The 17,056-nt window shown below is 55.5% G+C and carries 12 protein-coding genes and 1 other RNA gene; 3 read left to right on the top strand and 10 right to left on the bottom strand.

Annotated elements, in window-relative coordinates; genetic code table 11:
- Positions 1-45 precede the first annotated feature (45 nt).
- Positions 46-180, top strand: a non-coding RNA gene (locus ACQ3G7_RS18370) — RtT sRNA.
- 176 nt (positions 181-356) lie between these two features.
- On the opposite strand, the gene ACQ3G7_RS18365 is transcribed toward ACQ3G7_RS18370, so the two are convergent.
- The 5 genes from ACQ3G7_RS18365 to efeU form a co-directional block, all read right to left on the bottom strand.
- The gene (locus ACQ3G7_RS18365) at positions 357-1,058 is read right to left on the bottom strand and encodes a hypothetical protein (protein ID WP_430891002.1); all 702 of its coding nucleotides are present in this window, start codon (positions 1,056-1,058) and stop codon (positions 357-359) included.
- A gap of 174 nt (positions 1,059-1,232) precedes the next feature.
- Positions 1,233-2,021: a phosphate starvation-inducible protein PhoH gene (gene phoH / locus ACQ3G7_RS18360; protein ID WP_263097184.1), complete on the bottom strand. Its 789-nt coding sequence runs from the start codon at positions 2,019-2,021 to the stop codon at positions 1,233-1,235.
- A 538-nt stretch (positions 2,022-2,559) separates the two neighbouring features.
- Positions 2,560-3,843, bottom strand: coding sequence for an iron uptake transporter deferrochelatase/peroxidase subunit (efeB, locus tag ACQ3G7_RS18355; RefSeq protein WP_430891000.1), 1,284 nt, complete (start codon positions 3,841-3,843; stop codon positions 2,560-2,562).
- Between the two features lie 3 nt (positions 3,844-3,846).
- Positions 3,847-4,974: an iron uptake system protein EfeO gene (gene efeO / locus ACQ3G7_RS18350; RefSeq protein ID WP_430890998.1), complete on the bottom strand. Its 1,128-nt coding sequence runs from the start codon at positions 4,972-4,974 to the stop codon at positions 3,847-3,849.
- Between the two features lie 51 nt (positions 4,975-5,025).
- The gene (efeU, locus tag ACQ3G7_RS18345) at positions 5,026-5,859 is read right to left on the bottom strand and encodes an iron uptake transporter permease EfeU (protein WP_430890996.1); all 834 of its coding nucleotides are present in this window, start codon (positions 5,857-5,859) and stop codon (positions 5,026-5,028) included.
- A 277-nt stretch (positions 5,860-6,136) separates the two neighbouring features.
- On the opposite strand from efeU, the gene ACQ3G7_RS18340 reads away from it, so the two are divergent.
- Positions 6,137-7,321, top strand: a complete 1,185-nt coding sequence (locus ACQ3G7_RS18340) for a NupC/NupG family nucleoside CNT transporter (RefSeq protein WP_263097188.1) — start codon at positions 6,137-6,139, stop codon at positions 7,319-7,321.
- A 34-nt stretch (positions 7,322-7,355) separates the two neighbouring features.
- Here ACQ3G7_RS18340 and ACQ3G7_RS18335 read toward each other — a convergent pair whose 3' ends face one another.
- Together ACQ3G7_RS18335 and putP are read right to left on the bottom strand one after the other, a co-directional pair.
- Positions 7,356-7,790, bottom strand: coding sequence for a DUF3574 domain-containing protein (locus ACQ3G7_RS18335; RefSeq protein WP_430890994.1), 435 nt, complete (start codon positions 7,788-7,790; stop codon positions 7,356-7,358).
- Between the two features lie 99 nt (positions 7,791-7,889).
- Positions 7,890-9,398 carry a sodium/proline symporter PutP gene (putP, locus tag ACQ3G7_RS18330; RefSeq protein ID WP_430890992.1) on the bottom strand — a complete coding sequence of 503 codons (1,509 nt, stop codon included), beginning with the start codon at positions 9,396-9,398 and terminating at the stop codon, positions 7,890-7,892.
- A 418-nt stretch (positions 9,399-9,816) separates the two neighbouring features.
- Between putP and putA the strand changes: the two genes are divergently transcribed.
- Entirely contained in the window at positions 9,817-13,776 is a 3,960-nt protein-coding gene (putA, locus tag ACQ3G7_RS18325; protein ID WP_430890990.1) for a trifunctional transcriptional regulator/proline dehydrogenase/L-glutamate gamma-semialdehyde dehydrogenase, read from the top strand.
- A gap of 73 nt (positions 13,777-13,849) precedes the next feature.
- Here the strand turns inward: putA and ACQ3G7_RS18320 are convergent, their stop codons facing one another.
- The 3 genes from ACQ3G7_RS18320 to ACQ3G7_RS18310 are packed head-to-tail and all read right to left on the bottom strand — an operon-like array spanning position 13,850 to position 17,055.
- Positions 13,850-14,452, bottom strand: coding sequence for an SIS domain-containing protein (locus tag ACQ3G7_RS18320; protein WP_430890988.1), 603 nt, complete (start codon positions 14,450-14,452; stop codon positions 13,850-13,852).
- Complete coding sequence (locus ACQ3G7_RS18315) at positions 14,449-16,086, bottom strand: FGGY-family carbohydrate kinase (protein WP_263097194.1); 1,638 nt, start codon at positions 16,084-16,086, stop codon at positions 14,449-14,451. The genes ACQ3G7_RS18320 and ACQ3G7_RS18315 overlap by 4 nt, the downstream gene beginning before the upstream one ends.
- Positions 16,087-16,101: 15 nt before the next feature.
- Positions 16,102-17,055 carry an ABC transporter permease gene (locus tag ACQ3G7_RS18310; protein WP_263097195.1) on the bottom strand — a complete coding sequence of 318 codons (954 nt, stop codon included), beginning with the start codon at positions 17,053-17,055 and terminating at the stop codon, positions 16,102-16,104.
- Position 17,056 lies beyond the last annotated feature (1 nt).

The raw sequence follows: 17,056 nt of genomic DNA, 5'->3' as shown, positions 1-17,056 counted from the left end.
CCCGCAGATGAGAGCCTGTACGAAAGTACCGGCTCTTTTCTTTTATATTCTCCCGCACAGGGGGGATGAGAATCCCCGACCGGGGTCCGACAACGGACAATTGTCCGTTGGACAGATGACGAGCCCGCGAGGAGGCTGCCCGCAGGGCGAGCGAAGCGAGTCAATCCCCCCTCACCGCCATCATTTCAGATGAGAGCCTGTACGAAAGTACCGGCTCTTTTCTTTTATATCCTCCCGAAAAGGGGGAATGAAAACCCTCGCCCCGGAACCTGCACTTCGCTTTATCAGACCTCGGAACGGATTCACCCTACCCGGTTTGTAGAGAGCACTTCCCACGAAGTACGCTTTCCCAACTCTTACTGCAAAAACTGATCTTTGGTTTCATTGAAATCCCGCAGGCAACTCGCCATATAGCTGCGCGTCACATCATTAACCTTCTGATAATTATTGGCTTCCCATTCAGCAAGCGGTGCCTTAATCGGCTCTGGCGTACAGTTCAGCCTGGCGACATCATATTTCTTCGTCGAGTGATCTTTGCTGCGCGTGATAATGGTGGAATAGTGCAGCTCAAAGTTTTCCCCGCCAGACAGATTTTCGTAAACCAGCATCCAGACATAAGGCCGGATCTCAATCGGATGTTGCAACTGACCGGCCGCTTTTTCTGCGACGGAAGATTGCAGCGACTTCTCCATCTCTTCACTGAAATACGTCACAGACGGGTTAGACAACGTGGTAATGGGCGTCCCCACCAGTTCATACTTCGTAAACCCGGTCGCCTGAGAGCCACCGGGGGCAAATGCGCCCACAATAAAGCTCAATGTTGTCAGTGCCGCCACTTTGCTGGTATCAGCACGTGTGATGTAGCGCAGTGCGGTATCGGTTGACTGATGGAAGTCCGTTTTTAATTGTTCATAGCCATCAATCTTCAGCGTGGAACCATTGTCAGCTTTGATAACCGTGGTTTTCACCACTTTTTCAGTTGGCGGTAAAGGCTTATGACTACAACCAGCCAGCATGAGGGAAAGCACGAGCGCAGAGAGCGTAAAAAGGGGTTTCATTGGTTGATATCCTTACCCAAAAGACAATAAACATAGGGCGCGACGAACGCCTCAACGGTTATCGGCGAAGAACCAGGCATACTTTATGAATGCGGAAGGCAAATTCCAGGGGGGAATAAAAGCAAAAGCCCGGTATTGCTTAAGCAGACCGGGCTTTTGGGTTAGATAAGGGTATTAATCATAGGCTTTCAGCGTGCGCTGACACAGTGCGGAACGTACGCAGTCATCTTTGTTAAAGCGTACGACACCGATCATCTCGTCTTCCTCAAAACGCGCCAGCGCATCGCTCAGGCCCGACTTCACGCCGGAAGGCAGGTCACACTGGGTAATGTCGCCATTCACGATGACAGTCACGTTTTCCCCGAGGCGCGTTAAAAACATTTTCATTTGCGCAGCCGTGACATTCTGAGCCTCATCAAGAATGACCACCGCATTTTCAAAGGTACGTCCGCGCATATAGGCGAACGGCGCGATCTCCACCTTACCGATCTCTGGTCGCAGGCAGTATTGCATAAAGGACGCACCCAGGCGTTTTACCAACACGTCATAGACGGGCCGGAAATAAGGCGCGAACTTCTCCGAGATATCGCCGGGTAAGAAGCCAAGATCTTCATCGGCTTGCAGGACCGGCCGGGTCACAATAATCCTCTCCACATCCTTATGGATCAGAGCCTCCGCCGCTTTCGCCGCGCTGATCCAGGTTTTACCGCATCCGGCTTCGCCAGTTGCGAAGATCAGTTGTTTACTCTCGATAGCATTCAGGTAGTGCTCCTGAGCTTCGTTGCGTGCGGCAATTGGAGAAGTATCACGGCTGTCCCGCGCCATGCCAATTGCTTCTACGCCACTCATCTGCACAAGCGAGGTGACCGACTCTTCTTCACGTTGTTTATGGCTGCGTGAATCACGTCTCAGCACGCGTTTCGCTTCACGACGAGCTTTGATCACTGCTTTTTGTCTTCCCATGGATAGCACCTTGAGTTGTTGGTTTACATCACACGCGCCATGAGCGACGCGATTATGCGCACGAACGTCTGAGGGTTGGCTTCCTTGTAAGCCATGGCTTGCCTTTGTAAATGACGTGGCAGAACAGACAACAGCATCGTCTGTCACATCGTTGGAAAGAGAGATGAAAAAAGAGGAGGAAAATTCAGGGGCGAAGAAGTCGCTGCCGGAGGTCGCACCTCCGTGCCGGTTTTTGCGTGGTCTTTTTGTTTGTCCGCTACAGGACCTAACCATCCGCGATCTCCTGGTGACGTCATCACCGCAGGGTCTCAACGCTTTAATTAATTACATCAAAGCTTATCATCATTGCAACATTATTTTTACGAAACCATAACGTGCAAGACCGCTGCGTCGTTGCAGAAAGTGTCTGCTACGAATATTACAGAAAGATAACAGATACTTTCTAATACGAAAAAATGATATCTGGATGGCAGAAAAAGTATGTCCGAATGCTACAGATAACAGAATATCCTGCCCTGTAGCGGGCAGGATAGGATCTTTACGATTCGAGAAGAGATTGTGCAAGGTAGCGACTGGCGTCTTTCACGCCCGGCAACACAAAGAAGTAACCGCCGCCAATCGGGCGAATATACTCCTCCAGCGCCTCGCCATTCAGGCGTTTTTGTACCGTAAGAAAACCTTTTTCCAGATCGTGCTGGTAGCAGACAAACAACAGCCCCATATCCAGCTGCCCGGAGTGCGTCACGCCGAGCGAGTAGCTATAACCACGGCGCATCATCAGGCTTGATTGCGTCTCTTTGGTACGTGGGTTTGCCAGACGAATATGGCTGTCGAGCGCAATCACATCGCCGTCCGGATCGCGGGTGTAATCCGGGACATCATGCTCATTTTGCATGCCCAGCGGCGCGCCGGAATGCTTGTCGCGCCCGAAAATAGTCTGCTGCTCTTTCAGCGGCGTACGATCCCAAAACTCCACATGGAACTGAATGATACGTACCGCCTGATAGCTGCCGCCTACCGCCCATGCCGGCTCACCCTGATCGCCGGTCACCCACACCACCTCGTCCATCAGCGCGTTGTTGCTGCTGTCCGGATTGGCGGTGCCGTCCTTAAAGCCCAGCAGGTTAATCGGCGTCTCTTTTCCTTTACTGCGCGCGGCATGATCGGAGATAAACCCTTCCCGCTTCCAGCGCACACTGAGTAAATCCGGCGTGTGTTTGATCAGATCGCGCAATGCATGGATCACCGTATCCTGCGTGTTGGCGCAAATCTGGATCAGCAGATCGCCATGGCATAACGCGGCATCAAGAGAATCGTTGGGGAAACGCGCCATTTTTTGCAGCGTCTTCGGCATCAGGGCGCTTAAACCAAAGCGCTTATCAAACAGCGACTGCCCAACGGACACCGTCACCGTCAGATTGTCCGCCGCAATGTACGACCCAAGAATCCCGGAATCCAGTGGCGGCAAACGCGGGTTTGGCGTATCCGGCGCCGGGCCGCCAGCGGTAAGGAAAGCAATACGCTGCGTCAATAAGCGGAACAGACGCTCCAGGTCGGCTTTATCCGCCGCCAGAACATCAAATGCCACCAGCATCATGGAGGCCTGCTGCGGCGTTAAAATACCGGCCTGATGCGCACCGAAAAACGGCTGTTTTTCATTGCGCGCGTCAGGAGAGAGCGTGCCTGGCGCGCTTTGCGGTTTCGCCGCGTGGGCGATCGGGCATCCGCCTGTCAGCGCAAGCGCGCCTCCCAGCGCGCCCATACTTTTTAATAAACGGCGTCGGGAAGGCTCACTGACGCCGCTGTTATCATGTTCACTCATGGTTTAATCCAGTCCCAGCACGCCGCGTAATTGTGCGAGATCTTCGGCAAGCGTGGTAATCGGCCCTTTCAGCGCATTGCGATCCGCATCGGTCAGCTTGTCATACGTTTCATAACCATCTTTAGTGCGGTATTTCGCCAGAATGGTGTCCACTTTTTTGAAGTTGGCATCGACTTTGGCCAGCAGTCCGCTGTTATTTTTCTGCAACTGCGGACGCAGCAGATCAACAATTTTCTGCGCCCCGTCGACGTTCGCCTGGAAATCCCACAGGTCTGTGTGGCTGTAGCGATCTTCTTCGCCGCTGATTTTGCTCGCCGCCACTTCTTCAATCAGACCGGCTGCGCCGCCAACCACTTTTGATGGCGGGAACGCCAGCTCATTAATGCGGGTCTGCAAATCAGCCACATCGGTGTAGAGCTGATCGGCATAGTGGCCCATATCTTTGGTGCTATTGTCGCCAAACAGCGCTTTTTCCAGACGGTGGAAACCGGTGAATTTCGGATCGGCGGCTTTATGTTCGTAATCATCTTCACGGGCATCGATGCTGCCATCCAGATCGGAGAACAGCTCGGCAATCGGCTCAATGCGCTCGTAGTGTTGGCGGGTCGGAGCATACAGGGCTTTCGCTTTTTCGATATCCCCGGATTTCACGGCGTCCGTAAAGGCTTTGGTGCCCGTCACAAGCTGAGCGGTTTCCGCGACCACATAGGCTTTATAGTCGGCAATCGCCGTGCTGAGGCTCAGCAGCGCTTCGCCTTTTGCCGCATCGGCAGTGGCTTCGCCCTTCACAATCAGCTTGCCTTTCGGGTTGGTTAACAGACCGCAGGTCATGTCATATTCGCCCGGTTGCAGGTTAGCCGTCAGTTTCTGGCTAAAGCCTGGCGCAATGTTCTCGCGCTCTTCCACCACCATCACGCCTTTGAGGATCTCCCACTCCAGCGCTTTCTGGCTGTGGTTAACGATCACAAACTGTGTTTTACCCGCGTTCACCGTCAGGTTCATCGGCTCACACTGCTTGTCTGTGACCGTGACTTTCACCTGCGGAATATCCGCGGCCTGCGCCGCAAACGCGCAAGAAAACAGCGCGGCGATCCCTACCTGTAATGCACTACGACGAAAATGAATTGCCATGACCCTTCCCTTAAATAAGTTTGTTGTAACCAGAACAACCGATAAGCGAGATTACGGCGCAGCCCTGGAAGGCTGCGAACCGCCGCGTGGTGGCATAAAAAACAGTACCAGTGCCGGGATCAGATAGAGGAAATAGGTGAACACTTCGCTCACGCTCGGCGTTTCCTGATAGCCAAAGATCCCCTCCAGCAAGGTGCCGGTGAGTGAATGCGTGGTCAGAACGTTGCTTAAATCGAAGGCCACATCCTGGAAATGGTTCCACAAACCGGCTTCATGAAAGGCGCGAATCGCACCGGCAGCCAGCCCTGCGGCAACCAGCAGAATAAACAGGCTGGTCCATTTGAAAAACGCGCCCAGATTGAGACGAATACCGCCCCAGTAGAGCAGAAAACCGAGCACCACCGCCGTCGCAAGACCCAGTATCGCGCCAACAGGCGGCCATATGCCCACATCCTGCTGGAATGCGGCCAGCAGGAAAAATACCGATTCCAGTCCCTCACGCGCCACGGCGAAAAAGACCATCATGATCAGCGCCCAGCCATGGTTGTTGCCGCGCGCCAGTGCGTTATCTACCGCCTGCTCCAGTTGCACTTTGACGTTACGCGACACTTTGCGCATCCAGAACACCATCCAGGTGAGGATCACAACAGCAATCACCGCAACAATCCCTTCGAACAGCTCCTGTTCTCGCTGCGGAAACTCTCCCGTGGTTTCGTTAATGGCAATGCCCAGGCCAAGGCACAGAGCCGAAGCGAGGAACACACCAATCCACATCACGCCAATCCAGCGCCCCCGGTGTGTACGTTTGAGGTAGCTGGCGATCAGGCTAACGATCAGCGCCGCTTCGAGGCCTTCACGTAACATAATGAGAAATGGAACAAACATGGAAGACGCCCCTAATGTCATGCGCAGTCAGTGGTTGCAAAGAAAAGTAAATTCTTGTGATAGTGATTATCATTACGGCGCGTGGAAACTCAAGCGAAAAATGATGAGAATGATAACCGGATGTAAACGCATAGCGGGCTAGCCGTGCAGGCCGGGGCTTTATGCAGAAGTGGTTGAAATACTGCAAAAACTTAGCTTACAAAACTTTAACTTTATATTTACCGCACGCCGCCGCTATGGCTAAATAAACCTCCTGTTTACCTGCCCCTTTAGAGATATGATCAATTTTCTGCACTTTCTGCTGGCGTTAGTGGTGATCCTTGCGCTGGCCTGGCTGGTCAGTTTCGACCGCCGACAAATCCGCATCCGTTTTATTCTGCAACTGATTGTGATTGAGTTAGCGCTGGCATGGTTCTTTTTACATGCCCAGAGCGGCCTGACGCTGATTAAATATGTTTCCGGCTTCTTTGAAGCGCTGCTGAAATTTGCCGGCGAAGGCACCGGTTTTGTTTTCGGCGGTATGAGCGAAAAAGGGTTAGCGTTTATTTTCCTTGGCGTCCTGTGCCCTATCGTGTTTATTTCCGCGCTGATTGGTATTTTGCAGCACTGGCGTATTCTGCCCATTTTTATTCGTCTGATAGGCACCCTGCTGTCGAAACTAAATGGTATGGGTAAGCTGGAATCTTTTAACGCCGTCAGTTCACTGATCCTCGGTCAGTCAGAAAACTTCATTGCCTATAAAGGGATACTGTCAGACATCTCCTCACGCCGCCTGTTCACCATGGCCGCCACGGCCATGTCGACGGTATCGCTGTCCATCGTGGGGGCATATATGACCATGCTGGATGCCAAATACGTTGTCGCGGCGTTGATCCTGAATATGTTCAGCACCTTTATTGTGCTGTCGGTAATAAACCCGACACGCCCGGAAGCCGAAGCTGAAATCAAACTGGAAAAACTTCACGAGTCGCAAAGTTTCTTTGAGATGCTCGGCGAGTATATTCTGGCCGGTTTTAAAGTGGCGATGATCATTCTGGCAATGCTGATTGGCTTTATTGCGTTAATCAGCGCAATCAACGCGCTTTTCAGCACACTGTTCGGCATCAGCTTCCAGCAGATCCTCGGCTATGTGTTCTATCCGCTGGCCTGGCTTATCGGCATCCCGCTGAGCGATGCCCTGCACGCAGGCAGCATTATGGCAACCAAACTGGTGGCGAACGAATTTGTGGCGATGATCGAACTGCAAAAAATTGCCGCAGAAATGACGCCGCGTGGGCTGGGTATTCTCTCGGTGTTCCTGGTGTCGTTTGCCAACTTTGCCTCTATCGGCATCGTCGCAGGTGCAATTAAGGGCCTGAACGAACCACAAGGCAACGCCGTTTCCCGTTTCGGCCTGCGTCTGGTCTACGGCGCAACGCTGGTGAGCCTGCTGTCCGCTGCATTTGCGGGCGTCGTGCTCTGAGTGTATTCCCTCTCCTGCGGGAGAGGGATTTTCGTTAAAACTGCACGCAAACCGGCTGATCGACACGCATCACCGATTCCTGGGCAAAGCGTGATTTGTAAATGCCACGCAGCGCTTCGATTTTCGCCTCGCTTTGCGCATCGGTACCGTGGATCAGCATTAACGCTTTACTCTCTTCACGCGCGACTTTCCCGTCATTGCCCAACCACTGTCCATGCGCATCAAACACCGTCAACCCCTCGCGAAAGCGCGGCGTGACATCGCCATCAACAAATTGCTGCCACTCCTGACCGGTGATCGCTTTCCCCGCCGGGCGACTTAAACCGAAATAGAGCGTCGTTTGCTGCATTTGGTTATCCGCTTTACAGCTTTGCACCGCCGCCGTAGCCGCCTGTTTCGGTGCAGGCGCCACGCACCCTGCCAGTACGCCCACCATCACCAGTGCAGTGAATCCTGTCTTTAACTTCATGTTGCTATCCTCATTGTTATTTGTGGTGAGATATCAGCGTAATTGCACTGATTTAGCAATAAAAAAACCCGCCGAAGCGGGTTTTTCATGCAACCAGATTTACTCCGCCTGTAAACGGGACGGCGGTGCAGTGCGGTAATGTGCGTCGGCTTCAGCAAAACGCTGCTGCATTGCCGCAGAAGGTGCTTTGCCCAGCAAGCTGAACACCACAATGCCGATACTGCCGAAAATAAAGCCCGGAATAATTTCGTACAGACCCAGCCATGCGTACTGTTTCCACACCAGCACCGTTACGGCGCCAATCACCATCCCCGCCAGCGCGCCGTTACGCGTCATACGCGACCACATCACCGAGAACAGCACGACCGGGCCAAACGCTGCGCCAAAGCCTGCCCAGGCATAGCTGACCAGGCCGAGGACACGGTTTTCCGGGTTGGCCGCCAGCGCAATGGCAATCAACGCCACCAACAGCACCATGGCGCGCCCGACCCAAACCAGCTCAGTCTGGCTCGCGCCTTTACGCAGAAAGGCTTTGTAGAAATCTTCGGTAATCGCGCTTGAACACACCAGCAACTGGCAGCTCAGCGTCGACATCACCGCCGCGAGGATCGCCGACAGCAGTACCCCCGCAATCCACGGGTTAAACAGCAACTGCGCCAGTTCAATAAACACACGTTCGGCGTTCTGATTCACCGCGCCCGCGACCGACGGGTTGTTGCTGAAATAGGCAATGCCGAAAAAGCCGACAGCAACCGCGCCGCCAAGGCACAGGATCATCCATGTCATGCTGATACGACGGGCATGCACAATGGTGTGGTGGGAATCTGCCGCCATAAAACGCGCCAGGATATGCGGCTGCCCGAAGTAGCCCAGTCCCCATCCCATCAGCGACAGAATAGCGACAAAATTCAACCCCTTGAGCATATCGACGTTTTCAAGGCTTTTCTGTTTGATAACGTCCAGCGAGTCACCAAAACCGCCCACGGCAATGATCACAATCACCGGCGTCAGGATCAGGGCAAAAATCATCAGGCTGGCCTGAACCGTATCGGTCCAGCTAATGGCCAGGAAGCCGCCAATAAAGGTGTAGATGATTGTCGCTGCCGCCCCGGCCCACAGCGCCGTTTCGTAGCTCATGCCGAAGGTGCTTTCAAACAGACGCGCGCCCGCTACAATCCCGGAAGCACAATAAATCGTGAAGAACACGAGGATCACCACCGCCGAAATAATACGCAGCAGGCGGCTTTTATCTTCAAAACGACCGGTGAAATAATCCGGTAATGTCAGTGCGTTATTGTTCGCTTCGGTGTGAACGCGCAGACGACCGGCCACCAGCTTCCAGTTGATCCATGCGCCGAGGGTCAGGCCAATGGCAATCCAGCTTTCGGAAATACCGGAAATAAAAATCGCACCCGGCAAGCCCATCAGCAGCCAGCCGCTCATGTCAGAAGCGCCGGCGGACAGTGCCGTCACCAGAGGCCCAAGACGACGACCGCCGAGAATATAGTCGTCAAAGTTTTTCGTCGAACGCCAGGCGATAAACCCAATCAATATCATGCCAAAGATATAAATAAGAAAGGTCACCAGCATCGGTGTGCTAATTGCCATTAAAAGGTCTCCAGAATTCTTGTCGGCAAATGTCTTGTTTGCCGTTTTTATCCATCACCGGAACGGGGTGGTGGTGCGTACTTGTCGTTTGCGGCGACCGTATCCTGCCGGAAGGCTCGCTTATTCACAATTGATTTAACACAGCATTTACATCAAATTCATCCTGTGCTTAATAAGATTTCGCGATAGGTTGCACTGTGTCACACTTTTAAAGGTTGCACCTTAAAAAAGTGTTATGTGCCGCATAAAACCTGGATCGACAGCGAAATATGCAGCGCCCTCCCCCGTTACCAGCAATTAACATTTCATTCATTTTCTACGTTGCCAACCCGGTCACATTTAACAAGGTTGCACAAAGTTGCAACATGGTGGATATTTCAGCCTGAACCGCAAAACAACGTAAAAACAGGAGCAAAGCATGGGCACCACCACCATGGGGGTCAAGCTTGATGACGCAACACGCGAAAGGATCAAAGCCGCAGCAGCCACAATCGACCGCACGCCGCACTGGCTGATTAAGCAAGCCATTTTTAATTACCTGGAAAAGCTGGAAAGCAATGACGCGCTGCCGGAACTGGCGGGTACGCAAAGCCGCGGCACGCAGGATGAAGAACCGAATCTGACCCTTGATGAGAGCCACCAGCCGTTCCTTGACTTCGCTGAGCAGATCCTGCCGCAATCCGTTTCCCGCGCCGCCATTACCGGTGCCTGGCGCTGGGCGGAAACCGACGCCGTGCCAATGTTGCTGGAACAGGCCCGTCTGCCGCAGCCGGTGGCCGACAGCGCCCATAAACTCGCTTACCAGTTAGCCGAAAAACTCCGCAATCAGAAAACGGCATCCGGGCGGGCGGGCATGGTGCAAAGCCTGTTGCAGGAGTTCTCCCTCTCTTCACAGGAAGGTGTGGCGCTGATGTGCCTTGCCGAAGCGCTGTTGCGTATTCCGGACAAAGCCACACGCGATGCGCTGATCCGCGACAAAATCAGTAACGGCAACTGGCAATCCCATATCGGCCGCAGTCCGTCGCTGTTCGTTAACGCCGCCACCTGGGGATTGCTGTTTACCGGTCGTCTGGTCTCCACACATAACGAAGCCAACCTCTCCCACGCGCTGAACCGTATTATCGGCAAAAGCGGCGAGCCGCTGATCCGCAAAGGCGTCGACATGGCGATGCGTCTGATGGGTGAGCAATTTGTCACCGGCGAAACCATCGCCGAAGCGCTGGCCAATGCGCGAAAACTGGAAGAGAAAGGTTTCCGCTACTCCTACGACATGCTCGGCGAAGCCGCGCTGACCGCCGCCGATGCGCAGGCCTATATGGTCTCTTACCAGCAGGCGATTAACGCCATCGGAAAAGCCTCCAACGGGCGCGGCATTTATGAAGGGCCGGGCATCTCCATCAAACTCTCCGCACTACACCCGCGTTACAGCCGCGCGCAGTACGATCGGGTGATGGACGAACTTTACCCGCGCCTGAAATCACTGACGTTGTTGGCGCGCCAGTATGATATTGGCATCAATATCGATGCCGAAGAGGCCGATCGTCTGGAAATCTCCCTCGATCTGCTGGAAAAACTCTGCTTTGAACCGGAACTGGCCGGCTGGAACGGCATCGGGTTCGTGATCCAGGCCTACCAGAAACGCTGCCCGTTTGTGATTGACTACCTGACGGATTTAGCCACCCGCAGCCGTCGCCGGTTGATGATCCGTCTGGTAAAAGGCGCGTACTGGGACAGCGAAATTAAGCGCGCGCAAATGGAAGGGCTGGAAGGCTATCCGGTCTACACCCGTAAGGTCTATACCGATGTCTCCTACCTCGCCTGCGCGAAAAAATTACTGGCTGTGCCGAACCTGATCTACCCCCAGTTCGCGACCCACAACGCCCATACGCTGGCGGCCATTTATCAACTGGCCGGGCAGAACTACTACCCAGGACAGTATGAGTTCCAGTGCCTGCATGGCATGGGGGAACCGCTGTACGAACAGGTGGTCGGTAAAGTGGCCGAGGGCAAACTCAACCGCCCGTGCCGCATTTATGCCCCGGTCGGTACGCACGAAACGCTGCTGGCTTACCTGGTGCGTCGTCTGCTGGAAAACGGTGCCAACACCTCTTTTGTTAACCGTATTGCCGACAACACACTGCCGCTGGACGCCCTGGTCGCGGATCCGGTCGCCGAAGTGGAAAAACTCGCCGCGCAGGAGGGCCTCGTCGGGCTGCCGCATCCGAAGATTGCCCTGCCCCGCGCGTTGTATGGCGAGGGACGGATCAACTCGGCCGGGCTGGATCTGGCGAATGAACACCGCCTGGCCTCCCTCTCCTCTGCACTGCTCAATAGCGCCGCGCAAAAATGGTACGCCCGCCCGATGCTGGAACAGGCGATCACAGAAGGCGAATCGCAGCCAGTGATTAACCCGGCCGAGCCGAAAGATATCGTGGGTTATGTGGTTGAAGCCAGCGAAGCCCACGTGAATCAGGCGCTGGAGAATGCCGTCAGCCATGCGCCCATCTGGTTTGCCACGCCGCCGCAGGAGCGCGCCGCCATTCTTGAGCGCGCAGCGGTACTGATGGAAGATCAGATGCAGCAGTTGATTGGCATTCTGGTGCGCGAATCCGGTAAAACCTTCAGTAATGCCATCGCCGAAGTGCGTGAAGCCGTCGACTTCCTGCGCTACTACGCCGGGCAGGTGCACGCGGATTTCGACAACGAGACACACCGCCCGCTGGGACCGGTGGTTTGCATCAGCCCGTGGAACTTCCCACTGGCTATCTTCACCGGGCAGATTGCTGCCGCCCTGGCGGCGGGCAACAGCGTGCTGGCAAAACCGGCTGAACAAACACCGTTGATCGCAGCACAAGGCGTGGCGATCCTGCTGGAAGCCGGTGTTCCTGCTGGCGTCCTGCAACTGCTGCCGGGGCGCGGCGAGACCGTTGGCGCGCAGCTTACAGGCGATGCGCGGGTGCGCGGTGTCATGTTTACCGGTTCAACCGACGTCGCCATGCTGCTACAACGCACTATCGCCACCCGCCTGGATGCACAAGGCCGCCCGACGCCGCTGATTGCGGAAACCGGCGGCATGAACGCGATGATCGTTGACTCTTCAGCACTCACGGAGCAGGTGGTGATCGATGTGCTGGCTTCCGCATTCGACAGCGCCGGTCAGCGCTGCTCGGCCCTGCGTGTGCTCTGCCTGCAAGATGAGATTGCCGATCACACACTCACCATGTTGCGTGGCGCGATGGCGGAGTGCCGGATGGGTAACCCCGGTCGCCTGACCACCGACATTGGCCCGGTGATTGATGCCGAAGCAAAAGAGAACATTGATAAACATATCCAGGCGATGCGGGCAAAAGGCCGCCCGGTATTCCAGGCGGTGCGTGAAAACAGTGAAGATGCCCGCGAATGGCGCACCGGCACATTCGTTGCGCCCACGCTGATTGAGCTGGAGAGTTTTGACGAACTGAAAAAAGAGATCTTCGGGCCGGTGCTGCATGTGGTGCGTTATCGCCGTAACCAGTTGGAACAGTTGATCAGCCAGATTAACGCGTCCGGCTACGGTCTGACCCTCGGTGTGCATACCCGTATTGATGAGACCATCGCCCAGGTCACCGGGAGCGCGCATGTCGGCAACCTGTATGTGAACCGCAATATGGTGGGCGCGGTGGTCGGTGTGCAGCCGTTTGGCGGTGAAGGCTTATCCGGAACCGGTCCGAAAGCCGGCGGGCCACTCTATCTCTACCGTTTACTGAGCCATCGCCCGGAAAATGCGGTACAGAAAACGCTGGCGCGCCACGATGCGCAATTCCCGGTGGATGCCCAACTGAAGGCCGTGCTGGCGCAACCGTTGGAAGATCTGACGGCGTGGGCAAAAGACCGCCCGGCGCTGCAACAGCATTGTCGTCGGTTTGGCGAGCTGGCGCAGACAGGCACACAACGCTTGTTACAAGGCCCAACCGGGGAACGCAATAGCTGGACGCTGGCACCGCGCGAGCGGGTGCTCTGCGTGGCGGATAACGAACAGGATGCGCTGGTACAACTGGCGGCGGTGATCGCCTGCGGCAGCCAGGTGCTGTGGCCGGACACCCCACTACACCGGGATCTGGCAACATCGCTGCCAGCAAGTGTCAGCCAGCGGATCCAGTTTGCCAAAGCTGACGTGCTGCTGGCACAGGCCTTCGATGCCGTGATTTTCCACGGCGATTCGGATCAACTGGTATCGCTGTGTGAAAACGTTGCCGCGCGTGAAGGGGCGATTGTTTCGGTTCAGGGCTTTGCCCGCGGCGAACACAATCTCCTGCTGGAACGTCTGTGGGTTGAGCGTTCACTCAGCGTCAATACCGCCGCCGCCGGGGGGAATGCCAGTCTGATGACGATTGGTTAAGCCGGTGAAAAATGCCCGATGGCGCTGTGCTTATCGGGCATAGAGCCTGACTCTGCTACGAAAAAAAAGCGCCTTATGGCGCTTTTTTGCTTAATGTTAACCCGACATCGCCGCCAGGGTGCACCGCCAGCAGCGTCTCTTTCGAATAGCCGCTTTCGCGCATCAGGCAGGCGCAGGCGGCGTCAAAAATCGCCAGCACCAGCACAATGGAGGTAGTCGCCAGCATATTCAGCGGATCGATTTCCCGCTGTACGCCGGTCGGGATCACCAGTCGGGCAGCGCGGGCAATGGCGGAGTCCGGGTTTTCCGTTACGCTGATAATGCCAACGCCCTTCTTCACAAGCCCTGGCAACAAACGCGTTAACTCATCCGAATTGCCACCGCGCGACAGCATGATCACCAGATCATTACCGTCAAGGAAACCCAAATCACCGTGCGCCGCATCGGTCGCATTCAGGTATATCGCCGGGCGCTCAACACACGCCAGCATGTGCGCAATTTTGCGGGCGGCAATGCCCGATGTGCCCACGCCGGTCACCGCAATCTTGCCCCGGCAACCGCGCAGCTCCGCGATCAGAGCATCCCATAATGCATCATTAAGGCGGCAGCTCAGCGCCGCCATCTCTTCGCTGTAGATTTGCCAGGCCGCACAGGCCTGATGCCAACCCGTGCTCATGCACCCTCCTGCATCAGGTTGCGGTACTTCATATGATCCTGATACATCTCGTGGAACACGGTGTATTTACGATCGTAATACTGCTTGATGCGGTTCGTTTGCGGCGTCACCGTTTTGCCAATGCGGCTCATTGCCGACATCGCTTCCGGGAAGCTATCAAACACCCCCGCCGCCACGGTGCCCATCATCGCGCCGCCCAACAACATGGCCTCGCTCTCTTCCGGCAACAGCATGGCGCAACCGGTGGCATTGGCGTGCTCCTGCACAAAAATCGGGTTTTTGGTCCCGCCGCCGCTGGCCATTACCGTATCAATGTTGTAACCACTCTGGTTCATGGTTTCGATAATATGCCGGGTTCCCAGCGCAATCGCCTGGATGGTAGCCAGGTAGTGCAGCGCCATATCTTCCGGCGTGCGCGACAGTTTCAACCCGCTAATGACGCCCGTTAGCGTCGGATTCGCACGCGGGGAACGGTTGCCGTGGAAATAGGGCAAGATATGAATATCACGGGTCAGGAAAGCGATGTTCTCCGGCTCCCCCGCCATTTTACGCAGCAGCGCATTGAGCACTTCGTAAATCGTCTGCCCGTGCGTATTCGCCTGAGCGAGCAGCGTGTCGTAGCACGGATGCGACTGAATAATATGATCGATCAACGCGCCCGTTGCCGACTGCCCGCCCTCATTCAACCAGTAATCCGGTAGCACGGCCGAGTAATAGGGCCCCCATACCCCCCCGATAAACCGCGGCTGCGGGGAGATAGCCATATGCCCGGTCGAGGTGCCGCCAATCAAGGCAATACGCCTGTCGAAGTCCGCCACTTCGCCGGAAACGCCGCATGCGCCCAGCGTACCCAGCGTCCCGGCGTGCGCATCAATAATCGACACGCTCACGGCGGTGCCGGGCATCAGCCCCATTTCTGTTGCCGCGCGTTGCGTCAGTCCACGCCCAAGGGGTTCGCCCATGGTTTTCACGTAGCGGCCAATTTTCCCGGCATCATGCTCCAGCAGGTCGTCCAGCCCAATCTGGCGGAAGTAGCTGGTGTCCCACTTATCTTCGTGACCCATGTAGGTCCACTTACACACGGTTGAACAGAGCGAGCGCGTATCGTCCCCCGTTGCCCGCCAGGTGAGAAAATCCGGGAGATCAAAGTAATAACCGGCATTGGCCCAGGTGTTCGGCATATGCTGTTTCAGCCACAGTAGCTTTGGCGTTTGCATCTCCGGCGAGATAATGCCCCCCACATAATCGAGTACCCGATGATGCGTGGCATTAATGCGGTCGGCCTGTGAAATCGCGCGGTGATCCATCCACACAATAATGTTCTGTTCACTGCGCCCGGAGGGGCTGATCGTCAGCGGTTTACCCTCTTTGTCGAGCACCACCAGCGAACAGGTGGCATCAAAACCGAGGCCTTTCACCTGAATGGGATTGATGTCCGCCTGGTTCACCGCATCGCGCACGGCATTGCAGACCGACTGCCAGATATTGTCAGAGGATTGTTCAACAAAGTCCGCCTGCGGACGATAGATCTCAATGGCCCGGCTCGCCTGGCTGACCATCCGACCGGTCAAATCAAATACCCCTGCACGGGCGCTGCCGGTACCTACATCTACACCAATAAAATAGCTCGCCATTTTTTTCTCCTGACATCAGGCCTTACGATTTTGTAATGCAATAAAGAGGATCAGCACCGCGCCCCAGAGCGCCATCGTCAGATAACTGCTGATGCCCAACAAGTTAAAACCGCTTTCCAGCATTTGTAGCACCACCAGCGCCAGCACGAGGCCAAGCACGCGCCCAAAGCCGCCGTCGGGGTTAATACCGCCCAACACGGAAGCCAGAATGGTGACCAGAAGATAAGACTCGCCGTAGCCCGCTTTGGCGGAGTTGAATTTCGCCATCATCAATATGGCCGCCACCCACCCCAGCATGGCAGAAATAACGTAGACGGCGATCTGCACCCGCACCGTATTGACGCCGCTGTAGCGCGTGGCCTGCTCGTTAGAGCCCACCAGGTAAAGGCTACGGCCAAGCGTCGTGTGCTCCAGTAAGACCCACATCAGCAGCGCCACAAAAATAAACAGTAGCAGCGCCACCGGAATGCCCAGCAGCGTGGCATTGCCAAGGAACTGGATCGCGACCGGGAAACCGGAAATTACCGTGCCGTTGGAGAGTAAAATATTCAGCCCGGAGATCAGCGTCATGGTGCCAAGCGTGGCGAGGATCGGCGAGACGCCAATCCCTGCGACCAACGCCCCGTTCAGCACGCCAATCGCCACCGCCACCAGCAGCCCGGCCAACAGCGCCAGCGCAACAAACAGCGGGTTATCCGGGTGACTGACAATCACCGCCGCCATCACCAGTGAACAGGCATTGGCCCCGGCGATAATCGATAAATTGATGCCGCCCGTCAGCATGGTGATCCCCATTCCCAGCGCCAACATGCCGAGAATGGGTAGCTGCGAGCCGATGGACTGGAAGTTGGCGATACTGAAAAAGCGGCTGCCAAGCAACGCAGAAAAGACCAGCGCCACCGCAATGATGATCACACACTGCAAACGAATGATGGCATCACCGGGCAAAATTCGGACGATGGATTTCATC

The organism is Kosakonia sp. N21 (assembly GCF_050587465.1).
GTDB lineage: Bacteria > Pseudomonadota > Gammaproteobacteria > Enterobacterales > Enterobacteriaceae.
The sequence above is the reverse complement of the archived record's forward strand: the minus strand, read 5'-3'. Positions and strand labels throughout refer to the sequence as shown.

Bases quoted from the DNA above. Each gene is read 5' to 3' on its own strand.
- putP (WP_430890992.1), bottom strand. From the start codon at position 9,398: ATGGCAATTAGCACACCGATGCTGGTGACCTTTCTTATTTATATCTTT.
- ACQ3G7_RS18310 (WP_263097195.1), bottom strand. From the start codon at position 17,055: ATGAAATCCATCGTCCGAATTTTGCCCGGTGATGCCATCATTCGTTTG.
- phoH (WP_263097184.1), bottom strand. From the start codon at position 2,021: ATGGGAAGACAAAAAGCAGTGATCAAAGCTCGTCGTGAAGCGAAACGC.
- efeU (WP_430890996.1), bottom strand. From the start codon at position 5,859: ATGTTTGTTCCATTTCTCATTATGTTACGTGAAGGCCTCGAAGCGGCG.
- ACQ3G7_RS18315 (WP_263097194.1), bottom strand. From the start codon at position 16,086: ATGGCGAGCTATTTTATTGGTGTAGATGTAGGTACCGGCAGCGCCCGT.
- ACQ3G7_RS18335 (WP_430890994.1), bottom strand. From the start codon at position 7,790: ATGAAGTTAAAGACAGGATTCACTGCACTGGTGATGGTGGGCGTACTG.
- ACQ3G7_RS18340 (WP_263097188.1), top strand. From the start codon at position 6,137: ATGATCAATTTTCTGCACTTTCTGCTGGCGTTAGTGGTGATCCTTGCG.
- ACQ3G7_RS18365 (WP_430891002.1), bottom strand. From the start codon at position 1,058: ATGAAACCCCTTTTTACGCTCTCTGCGCTCGTGCTTTCCCTCATGCTG.
- efeB (WP_430891000.1), bottom strand. From the start codon at position 3,843: ATGAGTGAACATGATAACAGCGGCGTCAGTGAGCCTTCCCGACGCCGT.
- putA (WP_430890990.1), top strand. From the start codon at position 9,817: ATGGGCACCACCACCATGGGGGTCAAGCTTGATGACGCAACACGCGAA.
- ACQ3G7_RS18320 (WP_430890988.1), bottom strand. From the start codon at position 14,452: ATGAGCACGGGTTGGCATCAGGCCTGTGCGGCCTGGCAAATCTACAGC.
- efeO (WP_430890998.1), bottom strand. From the start codon at position 4,974: ATGGCAATTCATTTTCGTCGTAGTGCATTACAGGTAGGGATCGCCGCG.